Source organism: Patescibacteria group bacterium (assembly GCA_035549555.1).
In the GTDB taxonomy this organism is placed as follows: Bacteria; Patescibacteriota; Microgenomatia; order UBA8517; family UBA8517; genus Co84-156.
In genome coordinates this window covers 646,899-662,377 of the sequence record DASZQR010000010.1, presented here as the reverse complement: position 1 = coordinate 662,377, position 15,479 = coordinate 646,899, and the positions used below count along the sequence as shown (strand labels likewise).

At 34.8% G+C, this 15,479-nt stretch carries 19 protein-coding genes and 1 tRNA gene; 13 read left to right on the top strand and 7 right to left on the bottom strand.

What is annotated here, in order from left to right:
- Window positions 1–9: 9 nt before the first annotated feature.
- Window positions 10–228 carry a hypothetical protein gene (locus VG895_04475; GenBank protein ID HWA52284.1) on the top strand — a complete coding sequence of 73 codons (219 nt, stop codon included), beginning with the start codon at window positions 10–12 and terminating at the stop codon, window positions 226–228.
- Here the strand turns inward: VG895_04475 and VG895_04470 are convergent.
- Together VG895_04470 and tsaD are read right to left on the bottom strand one after the other, a co-directional pair.
- Window positions 211–2,409 (bottom strand): valine--tRNA ligase, encoded by a 2,199-nt coding sequence (locus VG895_04470; protein HWA52283.1) that lies wholly within the window; start codon window positions 2,407–2,409, stop codon window positions 211–213. The genes VG895_04475 and VG895_04470 overlap by 18 nt on opposite strands.
- Window positions 2,410–2,419: 10 nt before the next feature.
- Window positions 2,420–3,448, bottom strand: coding sequence for a tRNA (adenosine(37)-N6)-threonylcarbamoyltransferase complex transferase subunit TsaD (gene tsaD, locus VG895_04465; protein ID HWA52282.1), 1,029 nt, complete (start codon window positions 3,446–3,448; stop codon window positions 2,420–2,422).
- A gap of 38 nt (window positions 3,449–3,486) precedes the next feature.
- On the opposite strand from tsaD, the gene VG895_04460 reads away from it, so the two are divergent.
- Window positions 3,487–3,744, top strand: coding sequence for a hypothetical protein (locus VG895_04460; GenBank protein ID HWA52281.1), 258 nt, complete (start codon window positions 3,487–3,489; stop codon window positions 3,742–3,744).
- A gap of 9 nt (window positions 3,745–3,753) precedes the next feature.
- Here the strand turns inward: VG895_04460 and VG895_04455 are convergent, their stop codons facing one another.
- Window positions 3,754–5,106: a VanW family protein gene (locus VG895_04455; protein HWA52280.1), complete on the bottom strand. Its 1,353-nt coding sequence runs from the start codon at window positions 5,104–5,106 to the stop codon at window positions 3,754–3,756.
- A 23-nt stretch (window positions 5,107–5,129) separates the two neighbouring features.
- Between VG895_04455 and VG895_04450 the strand changes: the two genes are divergently transcribed.
- The 7 genes from VG895_04450 (at window position 5,130) to VG895_04420 (ending at window position 10,074) form a co-directional block, all read left to right on the top strand.
- Entirely contained in the window at window positions 5,130–6,599 is a 1,470-nt protein-coding gene (locus VG895_04450; GenBank protein HWA52279.1) for an extracellular solute-binding protein, read from the top strand.
- A gap of 81 nt (window positions 6,600–6,680) precedes the next feature.
- The gene (locus VG895_04445) at window positions 6,681–6,980 is read left to right on the top strand and encodes a co-chaperone GroES (GenBank protein HWA52278.1); all 300 of its coding nucleotides are present in this window, start codon (window positions 6,681–6,683) and stop codon (window positions 6,978–6,980) included.
- 1 nt (window position 6,981) lies between these two features.
- The gene (locus VG895_04440; protein ID HWA52277.1) at window positions 6,982–7,266 is read left to right on the top strand and encodes a hypothetical protein; all 285 of its coding nucleotides are present in this window, start codon (window positions 6,982–6,984) and stop codon (window positions 7,264–7,266) included.
- Between the two features lie 2 nt (window positions 7,267–7,268).
- On the top strand, window positions 7,269–7,523 hold the full coding sequence (locus VG895_04435) for a hypothetical protein (GenBank protein HWA52276.1): 255 nt from the start codon (window positions 7,269–7,271) through the stop codon (window positions 7,521–7,523).
- Window position 7,524: 1 nt separating this feature from the next.
- Window positions 7,525–9,150 carry a chaperonin GroEL gene (gene groL / locus VG895_04430; protein ID HWA52275.1) on the top strand — a complete coding sequence of 542 codons (1,626 nt, stop codon included), beginning with the start codon at window positions 7,525–7,527 and terminating at the stop codon, window positions 9,148–9,150.
- A gap of 42 nt (window positions 9,151–9,192) precedes the next feature.
- Window positions 9,193–9,384 carry a hypothetical protein gene (locus VG895_04425; protein HWA52274.1) on the top strand — a complete coding sequence of 64 codons (192 nt, stop codon included), beginning with the start codon at window positions 9,193–9,195 and terminating at the stop codon, window positions 9,382–9,384.
- 12 nt (window positions 9,385–9,396) lie between these two features.
- Entirely contained in the window at window positions 9,397–10,074 is a 678-nt protein-coding gene (locus tag VG895_04420; protein ID HWA52273.1) for a LytR C-terminal domain-containing protein, read from the top strand.
- On the opposite strand, the gene VG895_04415 is transcribed toward VG895_04420, so the two are convergent.
- The gene (locus tag VG895_04415; GenBank protein HWA52272.1) at window positions 10,055–10,657 is read right to left on the bottom strand and encodes a M23 family metallopeptidase; all 603 of its coding nucleotides are present in this window, start codon (window positions 10,655–10,657) and stop codon (window positions 10,055–10,057) included. The two genes, VG895_04420 and VG895_04415, sit on opposite strands and share 20 nt — an antisense overlap.
- 100 nt (window positions 10,658–10,757) lie before the next feature.
- Between VG895_04415 and VG895_04410 the strand changes: the two genes are divergently transcribed.
- Window positions 10,758–11,348 carry a DNA-3-methyladenine glycosylase gene (locus tag VG895_04410; GenBank protein HWA52271.1) on the top strand — a complete coding sequence of 197 codons (591 nt, stop codon included), beginning with the start codon at window positions 10,758–10,760 and terminating at the stop codon, window positions 11,346–11,348.
- A gap of 1 nt (window position 11,349) precedes the next feature.
- On the opposite strand, the gene VG895_04405 is transcribed toward VG895_04410, so the two are convergent.
- Window positions 11,350–12,108 carry a hypothetical protein gene (locus VG895_04405; GenBank protein ID HWA52270.1) on the bottom strand — a complete coding sequence of 253 codons (759 nt, stop codon included), beginning with the start codon at window positions 12,106–12,108 and terminating at the stop codon, window positions 11,350–11,352.
- Window positions 12,109–12,134: 26 nt separating this feature from the next.
- Here VG895_04405 and VG895_04400 point away from each other — a divergent pair, with 26 nt between their 5' ends.
- The gene (locus VG895_04400; GenBank protein ID HWA52269.1) at window positions 12,135–13,664 is read left to right on the top strand and encodes a YifB family Mg chelatase-like AAA ATPase; all 1,530 of its coding nucleotides are present in this window, start codon (window positions 12,135–12,137) and stop codon (window positions 13,662–13,664) included.
- 319 nt (window positions 13,665–13,983) lie between these two features.
- Here VG895_04400 and VG895_04395 read toward each other — a convergent pair whose 3' ends face one another.
- The gene (locus tag VG895_04395) at window positions 13,984–14,118 is read right to left on the bottom strand and encodes a hypothetical protein (protein ID HWA52268.1); all 135 of its coding nucleotides are present in this window, start codon (window positions 14,116–14,118) and stop codon (window positions 13,984–13,986) included.
- Between the two features lie 22 nt (window positions 14,119–14,140).
- On the opposite strand from VG895_04395, the gene VG895_04390 reads away from it, so the two are divergent.
- Together VG895_04390 and dprA are read left to right on the top strand one after the other, a co-directional pair.
- Window positions 14,141–14,512: a YraN family protein gene (locus tag VG895_04390; protein HWA52267.1), complete on the top strand. Its 372-nt coding sequence runs from the start codon at window positions 14,141–14,143 to the stop codon at window positions 14,510–14,512.
- Window positions 14,496–15,371 carry a DNA-processing protein DprA gene (gene dprA / locus VG895_04385; protein ID HWA52266.1) on the top strand — a complete coding sequence of 292 codons (876 nt, stop codon included), beginning with the start codon at window positions 14,496–14,498 and terminating at the stop codon, window positions 15,369–15,371. Before VG895_04390 ends, dprA begins: the two co-directional genes overlap by 17 nt.
- Here dprA and VG895_04380 read toward each other — a convergent pair.
- Window positions 15,371–15,442: transfer RNA gene (locus tag VG895_04380), tRNA-Cys, on the bottom strand. The two genes, dprA and VG895_04380, sit on opposite strands and share 1 nt — an antisense overlap.
- Window positions 15,443–15,479: the final 37 nt, after the last annotated feature.

Sequence of the window (15,479 nt, the reverse complement as noted above, 5' to 3'; positions counted from 1 at the left end):
AATACGAAAATGGTTGAAAGAATTATCTCAGATAACAAATATTTACCAATTCAAGGAACTACTGAAAAATTGTGTAAAGGTTGGTATTTTGATGAGTTTAATGGTGTTAAAGTTTGGGGGACATACAATAGAAATTCTTCGGGACAAAATTTATTTGTACCGGATGGAATAGAGAAGAATCTAAATAGATTAGATCTTGTTTATTTAAAATTATTTAGGCCAATTTGAGGTTATAAGTAAATCTTTCTTGCCTTTTGAAAAAAGCTCCTGATAAATACTTTCTGTAACAAATGGCATGAAAGGATGAAGAAGCTTAAGAAATTCCAGATATATTTCTTTTAATATATCTTTGCTTAACCAATTTTGCTTTTCTTGTTCTATTAATTGATCGCAAAACCAATGCCAGAACTCTGCATATACTTGCTCAGACGCTTTATCTAATCTAAATCTCTCTAGAGATTCAGTAATTTCTTTTATATTTTTTTGCATTTTTTCTTTTGCTTTTTTGTTATTAATTTCAATCTCTGATTTTGGATTATTGGTATTTGCGAATGCTTTATCTTTAGTGTCTGAATCATCTTTTTTAAAATCACTTGTAAGATATCGACCGGCATTCCAAACTTTATTGGAAAAATTTCTCATTGAGCGGACCTTGTCGTCAGATAAAATAACTTTGCTTCCTGCGGGTGTTCCATACATTAAAGACATGCGAAGCGCATCAGCTCCGTATTTGTCTACAAGGTCTAACGGATTAATAACATTGCCTTTTGATTTGCTCATTTTGACGCCTTTGGCATCTGCGACCATTGACCACATATAAACATCTTTAAAAGGAATTTCATTTTTAAGATATAAGCTAAACATAATCATACGAGAAACCCAGAATTTTAAAATGTCTGATAAAGTTCCTAAAACATCTGTTGGATAATCAGGTGGATTGGTGACTAATGGCCATTGGCCTGAAGAGAACCAAGTGTCAAAAGTATCGGTTTCTGGCAGATATTTTCCTTCTGGCTTATCTATACTAACTACATATTTTGAATTTGCATTAGCACGAACTGACTGTAGACCTTTTTCAACTTCTTCAAAATCAAAATCTGTTACTTTGCCAAATTTTTTCTCGCCGTTTTTATTTATAAAAGTAACTTCTAATTCTGGGTTTTCATCAACTTTATACCAAACTGGAATTCTAATTCCCCAAACAATTTGGCGGCTGATTGGCCAGTCGTGCATAATATTAAGCCAATTGAGCATGTGGGTTTTGAATCTTTTTGGATGAAATTTTACCTGTTCTTTTTCGACGATGTCTTTAACCTTTGATTTTAAACTGTCTACTTTAATGAACCAATTTGGAGTAGTCATGGGTTCTAAATCACGACCACATTTATAACAAGTTAAAACACTGTGATTATATTTTTCATCGATATGATCAATTAGATCTTTTGCTTTTAAATCTTTTAAAACTTCTTCACGGGCCGCTTTAACTTTCATCCCTGCATATTTGCCACCATTTTCTTTGATGCGGCCAAAAGTATCGATACATGCGATTATTGGAAGACCATGCTTTTTGGCGACGGCATAATCGTTTGCATCATGGGCTGGAGTTAACTTTACAATTCCGGTTCCGAAATCTGGATCTACGAAATCATCACTAATAATTTCCATGACTTTATCCGTTAAGGGATTTAAAACTTTTTTACCGATTAATTTAGAATTTTTCTTATCTTTAGGATTTACTGCAAGGTGAGTGTCGACAAAAATTGGTTCAGGGCGAGTTGTCGCTACAGTTATAAATCCACTGCTATCCACTAATTTATATTTAATAAAATAAAGAGGGTCAATTCTGTCTACATGCTTTACTTCAAGCTCTGCAAGAGATGTTCCATCATAAACGCAGAAGTTAACTATGTAATCATCTCTGTAAACTAAACCTTCAGACTCCATTTTGATAAAGGTTTGATAAACGTAATCGACAACTTTTTTATCTAAAGTAAAAACACTTCTATCCCAATCGGCTGAGAAACCAAGACGTTTCATTTGTTTAAAAATTAAACCAGAATTGTCTTCGACAAATTTGAAAATATTTTCGTATAAAGTTTTTCTGTCATAATCCATTCTGCTTTTTCCTTCTTTTGCCAGATTTTTTTCGTAAACAAATTGAGTTTCAAAACCTGCATGATCACGACCTGGAATCCAAAGAGCAGAAAATCCTTGCATACGACGCCATCTAACTAAAATATCATCAACTGTATACATTGCGTGGCCTGCGTGAAGAGAAGCGTTTGCATTTGGAGGAGGCATTAATATGGTATATTTTTTTTCTGCTTTTGATTCTTTAAAAGCACCTGAGTTTTCCCAGAGAGAATAAATTTTTTCTTCGTGATCTTTGTGGTTGTAGGTTTTGTCCATTATGAGCCTATTATATCAAATCTGTAATTATTAATTCAGGGTTTGCTGAAACATTTTCCCAACTTACTTTTTTATTTTGGAAAAATGCTGCGGCTCCTATTGCAGCGGCATTATCAGTGCATAAAACAACTTCTGGAACGTACAAACGCAAGTCTTTAAATTTACCCGAATGCCGAAGGCATTCTTCACTGAATTTGCTTCTTAGTCGTGAGTTTGCTGAAACACCACCGCCAATTAATAAAGAATTTACTTTATATTTCTCTGCAGCATGCATAGTTTTTATAACAAGAGAATCGACAATTGCTTCCTGGACTTCGGCGGCTAATTTTTCTTTATCAATGTTTTTTTCTTTTTGTACTTCGCGAAGAACTGCAGTTTTAAGTCCTGAAAAAGACCAGTCAAAATTATTTTCGTTAATCATTGGTCTTGGAAAGAAATTTAACTTTACATCAGGATTTTTGTCAATAAATTTTCCAGCGAGTTTAGATAAATTAGGACCACCTGGGTAAGGAAGATTGAGTAATCTTGCAGTTTTATCAAAAGCTTCGCCAGCTGCATCATCGCGAGTGGATCCGATTAATTTAATATTGTCGTGAGATTTCATTAAAACTAAATCAGTATGACCGCCTGAAACAACAAGAGCTAATAAAGGGAATTGGGGAGAATTGTCTATAAAATTAGCGTAGATATGGCCGAGTAAATGATTCACAGGAATAAGAGGCTTATTCCAAAGCATGGATAAAGTTTTGGCTGTTTCAACGCCAACTAAAAGAGAACCAATTAAACCAGGGCCAACAGTTACTGCAATTGCATCGATATCTTTTGAAGAGTGATTTTTCATTGCTTCTTCGATTACAGGGATAATACTTTTTATTTGTTCGCGGGCCGCATTTTCAGGAATAACTCCATCAGTTAATGCGTGCATTTCACTAGAACTTGCGATTATGTTTGAAATAATTTTTAAATTATTATTTTTATCTTTTTCAATTATTGCTGCAGATGTTTCATCACAGCTGGTTTCAATTGATAGGATTTTCATAGCTTATTATACCTTGACATGAATGATATTATAAATAAATGGCGGACGAGAGAAATAAATACCAACTTTCAGAAGAAGATGTGAAACTTTACGAAATGCCTCTTGAAGAATTAAGAGCATATTGCGGAAGTATTGATACGAGTCCGGTTGGCGAAAAAAGATCAGATGATGTACAGCATGTAATCAATATTTGGTTTATGAGATCACGAGCTCAAATAGCTGAAGAAAATAGAGCTGAATATTACAAAGAACTTAGAGGAGAACCAAATGATTTTGATGAGTATGCCCCGTATTAGTTTTATAAATTAAGAAGTTTTTGTGCCACGAAGATATTTTGCCTGCCAGGGCTGGTAATTGCTGTAAAAAGTTTGTTGATTAATTATATTTCCATCTTTGGTGACAGTATAGTCAAACTGAGATTTTAGACCTGTTGCTGCAAAATCTACTTGCTGAATAGTTCCTACTGGCAAATCTGGGTCGTCGGTATATAAAGGATCCGGAGCAGGCGAATATCCCCAAAGTTTTGGTTTACTGATTGTTGCAACACGGCCATCTGAAGTGCCGTAGAAATTGAAAGTTAAGACTTCATTTTTGGCATCAAAATCTGATTCGATTAAAATGTAATTTCCGGTGTCGTTTTTGAATTTGAAATCTACTGTGGGACTATAAATAGTAGCGTCTAATCCAGCTGGAGCATCTTCTTCGTAATAATGAACTTGATAAGCGTGTGCATGGCGCTCTGTAATTGGGAGACCAGTATTCATGGCCGCGCGGAACATAGTGGTACTAACCTGGCAAACTCCGCCGCCATCACCTAAGACTGTTTGACCATTTTGAATAATATATGCTTGTTTATAACCTGAAAGGGAAGAAATATCACCGACTGTTTTATCAAATGAAAAAATATCGCCTGGAGCTATCAAAGTATTATTAATTCTGCTTGCAGCAAGACCAATATTGTAAACGCGAGTTGCAATGGAACCAGCGAAATGAGAAGTACCGCTTCCTATTAATTCTTTGATACCTAAATTATTGATGTCTGAAGTTTTTATTTGAGCACTCATCTTATTTACAGGAATTTCTAAAACAATTGGATCAGTTGTGTTTTTTTGAAGAGCATTATTAATTTCAGTTTGGAGTTTATTGACATCCATTTCCTGACCATTTGAATCTTCCTGAAATGCTGTCACCTTGCCATTTGAAACTGTGAAGACGCCATTTTTAGGATAGATATTAATGGAATTGGCGATCTGATCTAGATTGTTTTGCAAAACATTTTGATCGTAGTTTATTTCTATAGGATAATTTACTTTATGTGTCAACAAGCTGATCAAATGTTGAGGTTTGCTGACGTTATATGCTTTATTTATGGTTGACTCTTTGTCTATAGTAAGATTTAATAAAGATGTATCAATCTGATAAACTTTCCCGTTGTAAGTTAATGTAAGCGAGACGGGAATGTTTAAACTGGGATTAATAATTTTATTTACTTCATTAAATGTTTTTCCAGATACATTGACACTATTTATATAAATGTTTGGATAAATGCGATTTGAGAAAAAAATAACAATACTAATTACAAGAATGATAAGAGTGGTGATAACTCCTAAGAAAATTGGAAGAAGGATTTTTGTCTTCGGTTTCTTTTTTTTAGCCATACTTGATATTATATATACAGAATATGAATGAACCAAACCCAACACAACCACTTCAACAACCGAATCCTACTGTTCCAGTAAATCAAAATATCTTTACTTCTGGACAAAATGTGCAAGATCCTTCGACTCGTGGACTGGCTCAGGACGATAAGAATCGAATTATTCAAAATGTTGCTGGGCCAAAAAGTTTTGGAGGCAAGAAAATATTAATTGCACTTGGAGCTGTTGTTTTAATTTTAATTATTTTACTTATTGGAAAAGCTTTGTTTACAAAAGTTAACCAAAACAAAAATGTAACTTTAACCTGGTGGAATACGACTTTAGACCAAGCTGCAGTTAACCCAATTATTCAAGAATTTGAGCAGCAGAATCCGAACGTGACCATTAATTTTGAATCACAATCTCAAACTGATTATCGAATAAGACTTGCAAATGCTTTGCAGCAAGGGAAAGGACCGGACATTTTTGAAATACATAATAGCTGGATGCCAATGTTTATTAATAGTTTGAGTCCTTCAAATACTGATTTTAGTAATGATTTTTATGCAATAGTTGGAAGTAATTTTAAAGTTAATAATAAATTTTATGCGGCACCGCTTTCGTATGATGGAATTGCCCTTTTTGTAAATCAGGATATCTTACAATCTTATGGAAAGACTGCTCCCAAGACTTGGGATGATTTTGTAAATTTGGCGCAATCTTTAACACTAAGGGATGCAAGCGGGAATATTACACAAGCTGGTGCTGCTATCGGGACAACAAGTAATATTGATTATTGGCAGGATATATTTGCGACACTAGCACTCCAAAATGGAGTGAATCTTAATCAGCCAAATTCTACGAACGGAGAAAGTGCACTTACTTTTTATACTAAGTTTTCTAATATTTACCATGTTTGGGATGATACTTTGCCGCAATCAACACTTGATTTTGAAAACGGGAAACTTGCTATGTATTTTGGGAAATATACTGATGCTGAAACGATAAGAAAACAATTTCCAAATTTACATTTTGAAATAGTTCCAGTTCCACAACTTCCAAGCGATGCATCGACTATTCCAAGCGTTTCTTATGCGAGTTATTTTGCAGATGCAGTTTCTAAACAAAGTGCGAATTCTTCTATGGCATGGAAATTCTTGCAATTTTTGACTACGCAGCAAACTTTGCAAGAACTTAATAAAAATGAACAACAAACAAGGGGATATGGAATAATTTATCCGAGAGCTGATATGCAAAATGTACAATTAACTGATCAGACAGCTTCTGCATTTGCTTATCAAGCAAGCTTTGCACAAAGCTGGTACCTTGCTGATAAAACATTTGACGGAGATAGCGGAATAAATTCACAAGTAGCTAAAGCCTATTCGGATGCAATTGATGCTGCAAATGGAAATTCTGGAGGAAATGGTGCAATAGCAACTGCGCAGACAGCATTGCAGCTCATACTTGCTTCTTATGGATTAGTTGCTCCAGTGCCGTCTTCAACTCCTTGATCCGTTCGACTACACTCAGGGCTATAGCAGCACTTAGGTATTGACTTTGCTAATTTGATTTGATAAATTTCAAGTCTAGATATGGCTAAAGCAAATACTTCAAAATTGAATATCACCCCTGCTCCAGGATATTTATTAATAGAACCGCAGGAAGTACAAACAAAAACTTCTGGAGGAATTTATTTAGCAGAAAATGTAAACGCAGAAAAACCACAAAAAGGAAAAGTACTTGCAGTTGGAGAAAAAGACGGCAAAAAAGAATCTCCTGCTCAAAAAGGAGACGAAGTTGTTTATAAAAAATGGGGAGGAAATGAATATAAACATGAAGGAAAAGAATATACTTTTATAAAGTTTGAGGATATACTAGCGATTATAAAGTAATATGAAAAAATTAAATGGATTTAAACAAATTTTGAATGAGACTACTGACTTGATGGTTGAAATGGATGGTAGGTTTACGCGAGCAGAAGCAACTGCCTTGGCTTTTCCAACTGCAATTAGACAACTCTGGAGTTTGATGGGTTCTGAAATTGGTGGAGAAAAAAGAATTGCTAATGAAGTTTTTGGAATTTCTTATCGAGAATTTGTTGCTGAATGTGATAGAAGGAAAGATTTGGTGGAGAACTCTAGAGCAATGGGAGCAGCCAAAGAAAGGTTTGGTAATTAATTATGGCAAGAATAGAAGGATTTAGAGAAAAGTTTGTACCTGAAAGGCAAAAATTTATAGATTTGGGTTATTCTGGTCCAGTTGCTAGTGCTAATGCTGCTTTTAGAGTGATGCAAGGTGCAGAAAGAGAAGCCTATGATAAAGGTATTAAGGATATAAGTTTTTGGGAAGATTGTTTGCGAAGAGAATATTTAATAGCTCAATCTGTTCCATTTGCTAATTATTGGAAAGAAAAAAGAGAGAAAGGGATAGAATAATATGGCGAAGCAATTAAAATTTGGAGATGAAGCACGAAAACCATTATTGAATGGTATTGAAATTGTGGCGAAAGCTGTTGTAACTACACTTGGGCCAAAGGGGCGAAACGTTGCGCTTGATAAAAAATGGGGAGCTCCAACAATTATTCATGATGGAGTTTCTGTTGCTAAAGATATTGAATTACCCGATCCATTTGAAAATATGGGTGCACAAATAGTAAAAGAAGCTGCGAGCAAAACAAACGATGCTGCAGGAGACGGAACAACAACTTCAACACTTCTTGCATATGTAATGAGCCAACAGGGCTTAAGAAATATTACAGCTGGAGCAAACCCAATGATTGTGAAACGGGGAATGGAAAAGGCAGTTGACGCTGCAGTTCTCGCCTTAAGTAAAATGGCAAAACCAATAAAAGGAAAAGAAGAAATTGCACAGGTTGCTAAAATTTCTGCAGGAGATGATGAAATTGGAGCAAAAATTGCTGAAGCACTTGAAAAAGTGGGGCGAGACGGCGTTGTTACAGTCGAAGAAGGAAAAGGATTTGAAATTGAAATAGATTACAAAGAAGGAATGGAGTTTGATAAAGGATATGCTTCAGCTTATTTTGCAACGAACGCTGACAAGATGGAGAGCGAAATTGATAATCCATACATTTTAATTACTGATAAGAAAATTTCTAATATTGAAGAACTATTGCCGTTTTTGGAAAAATTTGTAAAAGTTTCTAAAAATTTGGTAATTATTGCTGATGATTTTGAAGGACAAGCTTTGGCAACTTTAATTGTTAATAAACTTAAAGGAGTGATAAATATTCTTGCTATCAAAGCTCCTGGATTTGGAGATAATCGTAAATCACTTCTTGAAGACATTGCAATACTAACAGGCGGAAATGTAATTAGTGAAGATACCGGACGAAAGTTTGAGTCGGTAGAAGTCGAAGATTTAGGACAAGCTGAGAAAGTTTGGTGTGATAAGGATAATTCAAGAATTATTGGAGGAAAAGGAAGCAAAAAACTTATTGATGCAAGAGTAAATAATATTAGAACCCAAATTAAAGAAAGTACCTCTGATTTTGACCGAGAAAAGTTGGAAGAAAGACTTGCTAAGCTTGTTGGGGGAGTTGCTGTTATTAATGTCGGAGCTGCAACCGAAGTGGAACTTAATGAGAAAAAAGAGAGAGTGAAGGATGCAGTTGGGGCAACAAAGGCTGCAGTTGAAGAAGGGATCGTGCCGGGTGGTGGGGTCGCTTTGCTTCGCGCTAAAAGCGCGTTAGCTACACTGAGAACAGAAAACAAGGATGAAGAGACGGGAGTGCAAATTGTAAGAGATGCGCTTGACCAACCGCTTAGGTGGCTGATTAAAAATGCCGGTGAAGATGATGGATATATAGTTAAGAAGATTGAAGAATCTAAAGAAATGGATTTTGGATATGATGTTTTGACTGGAAAATTTGGATCAATGCTTAAAATGGGAATACTGGACCCACATAAAGTAACAAAATCTGCATTAACTAATGCAGCAAGTGTAGCTGAAATGGTTCTTACAACAGAATGCTTGGTAACAGACCTTCCTGAAGAGAAAAAAGAACCTGCAATGCCTGCGGGAATGGGCGGAATGGATTATTAATTGCTTCTTGAATAAATATCCCTTTTTTAGTTACTATATTTTATGACCGCTGAATTTAACCGACATTATTCTGATAAAGGCGGACATTTTGCAAGAGGAAAGTTTTGGAAGAATTATTCTAAAGATTTAAAACATGTGTCGGAGGAAGTTTATGATTTATTTGCTTATAATATACCTCTTGGTAAGGATGTAAGAAGATCAATGTTGAGATCGCATTCTTCTGGAAAAAGGTGATATAATTTTTTTATGCCCAAAGAGGAAAAAGAATACAAGAAAAAACTTCGAGTGGTAACTGAAGAAGTAACAGCGGAACCTGAAGCGAAAATTGAAGAAGTTAAGCAAATGGAAACTCCAGAGGAAACAAAAATAGTTGAAGAGGTACCAGTAGATGAAGTGAGTAAAGACGAACCGAGATTTGGAGTACGCGAGACGCAAAATATTGATTTAAATAGAAAAGAAGAACGTGGAGCTTTTGTAAAAATATTTTTTGTCACCTTTTTTGCTACACTTTTGGCATTTTTACTTGCTGGAGGAATTTATGTCTATTTGACTGGGATAAAAGGTGGAAGTGTTAGTCCAACTCCTACTCCAACAACTGAGGCAATTACTGAACCTACGCCGACGCCTACTCCGACAGCAGATCTTTCAACTTTCAAGATTTCAGTTTTGAACGGTAATGGAGGAATTGGTGTAGCAACTGCTGCAAAAGCTGTGATTGAAAAAGCTGGATTTACAGTGACGGATGTTGGGAATGCTGATAATTTCAATTTTACAGATACCTTAGTCCAAGTAAAAAGTACTGTCCCAAGCGATGTAGTTGAGAAAATTAAAAACGCTCTCTCTGCAAATTATTCTGTAGCTATGGGAGATCCACTTGATGCAAATAGTAATTTTGATATTGTGATTACTGTTGGGTCGAAGTAGTGATATTATCTGTGAGCATGTGTGGACCTGCTTTTGGAAAAGGCGGCAAAATAGTCAAAGGATTTACTGCTTTGCCGTTTATATGAATTTCTAAATGTAAATGAGGACCTGTTGCATGCCCTGTTGCTCCAATAAGGCCAATAATAGTATTCATATCAACTGTATCGCCCTTTTTAACGAATATTTTTGATAAATGAGCATATAAACTTTCCATACCGTTGCCATTATCTATTAAAACTTCATTTCCATAACCGTCTGTAGTGTAACCCGCAAATTCAACGGTTCCTGATGCGATAGATTTAATAGGATTTCCATAAGCGTTTGGTAAATCAATCCCTGGATGATAACTGGTGAAAAATTGGCTAATGTACCAGAAATTGACTGGAATTTGAATTTGAGGGGTATCAGTTTTATTTGCGATATTAAAGGCAATATCTAGCTTTTGCTCTGGAATTACCATGCTTGGAGAGCTTCCTGAAATAGAATTTATAGGAGAAGCTATGGGTAAAGTGATTAAAGCAAAGGCAAGGTTCCCTGCTAAAAAGGTTTTTACACGTCCCAAAATGTCAGTCTTTTTTATCATCGTTGAGGCGCCTACTTGCGTGCCTCTTCAACTCACAAAAAATCCCGATTTTAATCGGGATAGGCACAAGTATAAGGAAAATAAGGTATAATGTCAAGTAATGTGGCAGCAAGCTGAGGAGGAATTGTCTAAGGATAAATACCTAAAAAAACTGATAGAAAAGTATGGGCATTGTACTATAAATGTTAGGTTAGAAGACGATTATTTTGAAGATCTTTGTAGTGCAATTGTTGGACAGCAATTATCTGGAAAAGCGGCTGATGCTATTTTTGCAAAATTCAAGAAAACTGTGATAGAGATTACACCTGAAGCTATTTTGAAAGTTGAGGATCAAGCTTTGAGAAATTCAGGATTGTCTTGGGCAAAAGTGAAATATATTAAAGATTTAGCAAAAAGAACACATGAGGGAAGTTTGGAAACAAAAAATTTATCAAATTTGAGCGATGAGAACATCGAAAAAGAACTTACAGCAGTAAAAGGAATAGGAAAATGGACTGCACAAATGTTTTTGATGTTTACTTTAGGGCGAGCTGACATATTTCCATCTGGCGATTTGGGAATTAAAAATGGAATTAAAAAGTTAACAGGAAAAGAAATGAAACCTGAAGAAATGGAGAAATTTGCTGAGAGATGGAAGCCTTATAGAACTGTTGCTTCATGGTATATATGGCGCAATTTGGATAATAGATAAATTATTGGATTGGTTTTTCTGATACTTTAATACTATCTAGGTTATAAATTATGAAAGTTGATGCGTCGCCTTTTTCGTATTCTGTTCCTTCTATGTAAATTATTCCATCATATCCTAAATCTTTAACCACAAAATCTGCAAACCAGTTTCCCCATTGAACTCCATAGTTATTTCCGTTGAAACCTGATGGTGAATTAATTATTGGCTGAGTTCCTAACATTTTTCGAAGGTGAATATTAGATTTATCTTCTATTTCTTCTAGATATTTTAAATATTTTTCTTTTTTATCTCGATCGATATATGCTCTATTTATAATTCTTCTTCCTATTCCATTTTTACCTTCAACATGAGCTATTTCTGGTCCTAAATCTGGCTTTTCTTCTTTTTCTTGATTAAATCTTTTTTCAAAATAACTTTTCCATTTTTTGATTATGTTTGGAGGAGTAAATGTATTTCCGCCTTCCTCGTTTCTAAAATCTAGAAATTTGCAGTCATTTGCATAGACTGAATAAACGTGAGTTGGTGGTTTTTTATGAGTGCTATAGTCATAATGACCCTGTCTTACATGAGAGTATTTTTTTGCCTCTTCTTCTGTGTGAAGTGAATATAAACCAGGACCAAGAGTCCAACTTCCGTCTGTTGTTGCTGTATTGTAATCATATTTTGGATCAAAATTAAAAGGCTCTTTTGCTCCGTGATACAAAATTCCTGAGTAATAAGTTGTTTCTGGCTCTTCAATTTGAGATGTTGTTTCTGTCACATTGAAAGTTTAACATGAAAGTATACGTGTTAACCAAGATACTTTCTGCCAGTAATTTTGGGCTAAAAACTATTCCAATTGAAGTGGAAGTTAATGTCTTCAAAAAAGGATTTCCTGGATTTACAATTATTGGACTTCCAAATAAAAGCATTGAAGAAGCTAAAGAGAGAGTAAAAACTGCATTAATAAACTCTGGAGTAGATTTTCCTAATTTAAAGATTATTGTAAACTTGGCGCCGGCTGATATTCCAAAAGAAGGAAGTGCTTTTGATTTGGCAATTGCTATTGGAATTTTGAATAGTTTGGAAGCGATAAAATTACCGAAAGAAAAATCGTATTTCTTTGGGGAACTTTCGCTTGACGGATCGCTTCGGCATACGAAAGGAACTTTTTTACTCGCGCTTTGTGCAAAAGAAAACAATATTAAAAATGTTTTTATTCCAAAAGAATCTTCCAATGAGGCATCTGCAGTAAACGGTGTGAATATTTATCCAGTTGAAACCCTTCAGCAATTAATAATTCATTTAAATGGTGGAGAACAAATAAAACCTGTTAAAAATATTAAAATAAAAGAAAGTGCAAAAACACTTAACCCTGAATTTGATTTTGCTGAAATTATTGGACAGGAGCAGGCAAAGAGAGCTTTAATGATTGCTGCAGCTGGAGGACATAATATTTTTATGCAAGGGCCGCCAGGAAGCGGCAAAACAATGCTTGCAAGAGCGCTTTCTGGAATACTTCCGCCACTTTCTATTGACGAAAGTCTTGAAGTTACAAAAATTTATTCAGTAACCGGAAATATTCCATCCGGCTCTTCGCTTATTTTTGATAGACCTTTTAGAAGCTGCCATCATACAACTAGTAGAATTGGACTAGTTGGCGGAGGAAGTAATCCTCATCCTGGGGAAATATCGCTTGCTCATTTGGGAGTTTTATTTCTAGATGAATTTCCTGAATTTTCAAGATCAACTTTGGAAGCGCTTAGGCAACCAATGGAAGATGGAATTGTAAACATATCACGTGCTGCAGGAAGTATTTCGTATCCAGCTCAATTTATGCTAGTTGCTGCGGCAAACCCATGTCCATGTGGATACTTAGGTGATCCGAAAAGAGAATGTAAATGCTCACCACGGATGATTATGAAATATACTTCAAAACTTTCTGGACCTCTGATGGACCGTATTGATTTGCATATTAATGTGCCGGCAGTAGATGTTGATAAACTTATTGATACAAAACAAAATATAAAAACGCAAACTTCAAAAGAAATACGTGAGAAAGTAATGAATGCCAGGAAAATTCAGCAGAATCGATTTAAAAAAGAGAAGATTTTTATGAATGCACATATGAAGAATAAACATGTGAAGAATTTAAAGATAGAACCTTCTGCCCTTTTAATTCTTAAGCAAGCAGTAAACGCTTATAATTTATCAGCAAGAACTTATTTTAGATTAATAAAAGTCAGCCAAACTATTGCAGATCTTGAGATGGCAAATTCTATTTTGGATAAACATGTTGCTGAGGCACTTCAGTATCGTATTCGTGTAGAGAATTAATTGCTTTTCTTAGATTTTTGTAGTTTTTATCGAAATATCCAATTTCTGGAATATATAATTTTAAGTGACCTCCCAGAGATGCTTTGTATAAACTGGTAATGTCTTTGAAATAGATTAGAAGAGATTTTTTTGAAGTTAAATTAAAATCATTTGGATTACAACAAGTTAACATTAGTACTGACCCCTTACCATCTTGACTGTCCACCCATTCTTGCAATGGTAATTCATTTCCATTATCAATATAAGTCCATTCGGTTTTATTTCTTTCTGTTCCATGCGCTTTGAAGCATATATGTCGATATAGTCCAGTTCTTTTTTCCTACAAACTTACTAATTCATTGAACATTTTTCGACCAAGAAAAACATCTTCAATATCTGTTTCGAAACTTGATGTTAAATAAATGAAGTCACTAGAATATTGATATGTTTTATTTCCATCGAAGTGCTCGTGCATTTGTATTATTATAAATTAATAAATGAAACAGAAGAATTATGAAACTGGGAAGTTGGGGGAAAGAATTGCAGAGGACTTCTTGACGAAAAATAATTATAAATTGATTGCGAGAAATTTTCATACAAGGTTTGGCGAAATTGATTTAATTTTTTCTAAAAATAATAAACTAATTTTTGTTGAAGTAAAATTAAAAGTTGGGGAGGATTTTGGGACTCCGGAGGAAATGATAAATAGACATAAAATAAGACAAATTGAGATGACAGGACAAAGCTTTTTATTAAAATATCCAGAATATGAGAAGTTTTATGAATCACTTCAAATAGATGCAATATGTATTGTAACTGATGAAAATCACAATATTATAAGAATAAATCATTATGAAAACATTTCTTGACTATTCGATTCAAAATATTAAGTTTGGAGATAAAAGTTATCCAAAAAACTTATCTAAAATAAAGAAGCCGCCGAAGGAAATTTTTTATCGAGGTGAGCTAAGCAACAATATTTTGGAGAAAACAATTGCAATTGTTGGGACACGACAAGTGACAAATTACGGAAAGCAAGCGATTGATGAATTTGTAAGTGCCTTTGTTTCTCAAGGTGTTACAACAATTTCTGGATTTATGTATGGAGTGGATACTGAAGTACATAATAAAACTTTGGAATACGGAGGTAGAACGATCTCCATATTTGGTAATGGGCTTGATTATGTTTATCCTCCTGAAAACGATAAATTGTATCTGAAGATTTTGGAAAATAAGGGAATAGTGATGAGTGAGTATGAAAAAGATATGAAACCGCAACTTTGGACATACCCAGCGCGCAACAGAATTGTGAGCGCTTTATCTACAATTGGAGTTTTAGTAATAGAAGCAGATATTGATAGCGGCTCGATGATAACTGCAAAGATAGCTTACGAGCAGAAGAAAAATGTATGGGCAATTCCTGGGCAAATAACGTCAAAGTCGAGCAATGGAACGAATTATCTTATCAAAAAAGGACTAGCGAAAATGGCGACTAGTCCAGCTGATATTGTATCTTTGAGTAAACAAACTGAAGAAAAAATTCAGCTGAAACTCGACGGTTTGGAAGCCGAAGTTTATGCGATAATAGAAAACGAAAACTTGTCGATTGATGAAATTTCTATGAAACTTGGAAAGGATATTGTTGAAATAAGCGCTACTTTAACAATGATGGCAATAAAAGGAATTGTTAACGAAATTGGAGGAAAATATTTTATTTCGAAAGTCTGAGGCCAGAGCGGGAATCGAACCCGCGCATGGCGGTTTTGCAGACCGCAGCGTTTCCACTTCGCCATCTGGCCTTGACTCAACTAAACAAGTGTATTTTAGCATATAATT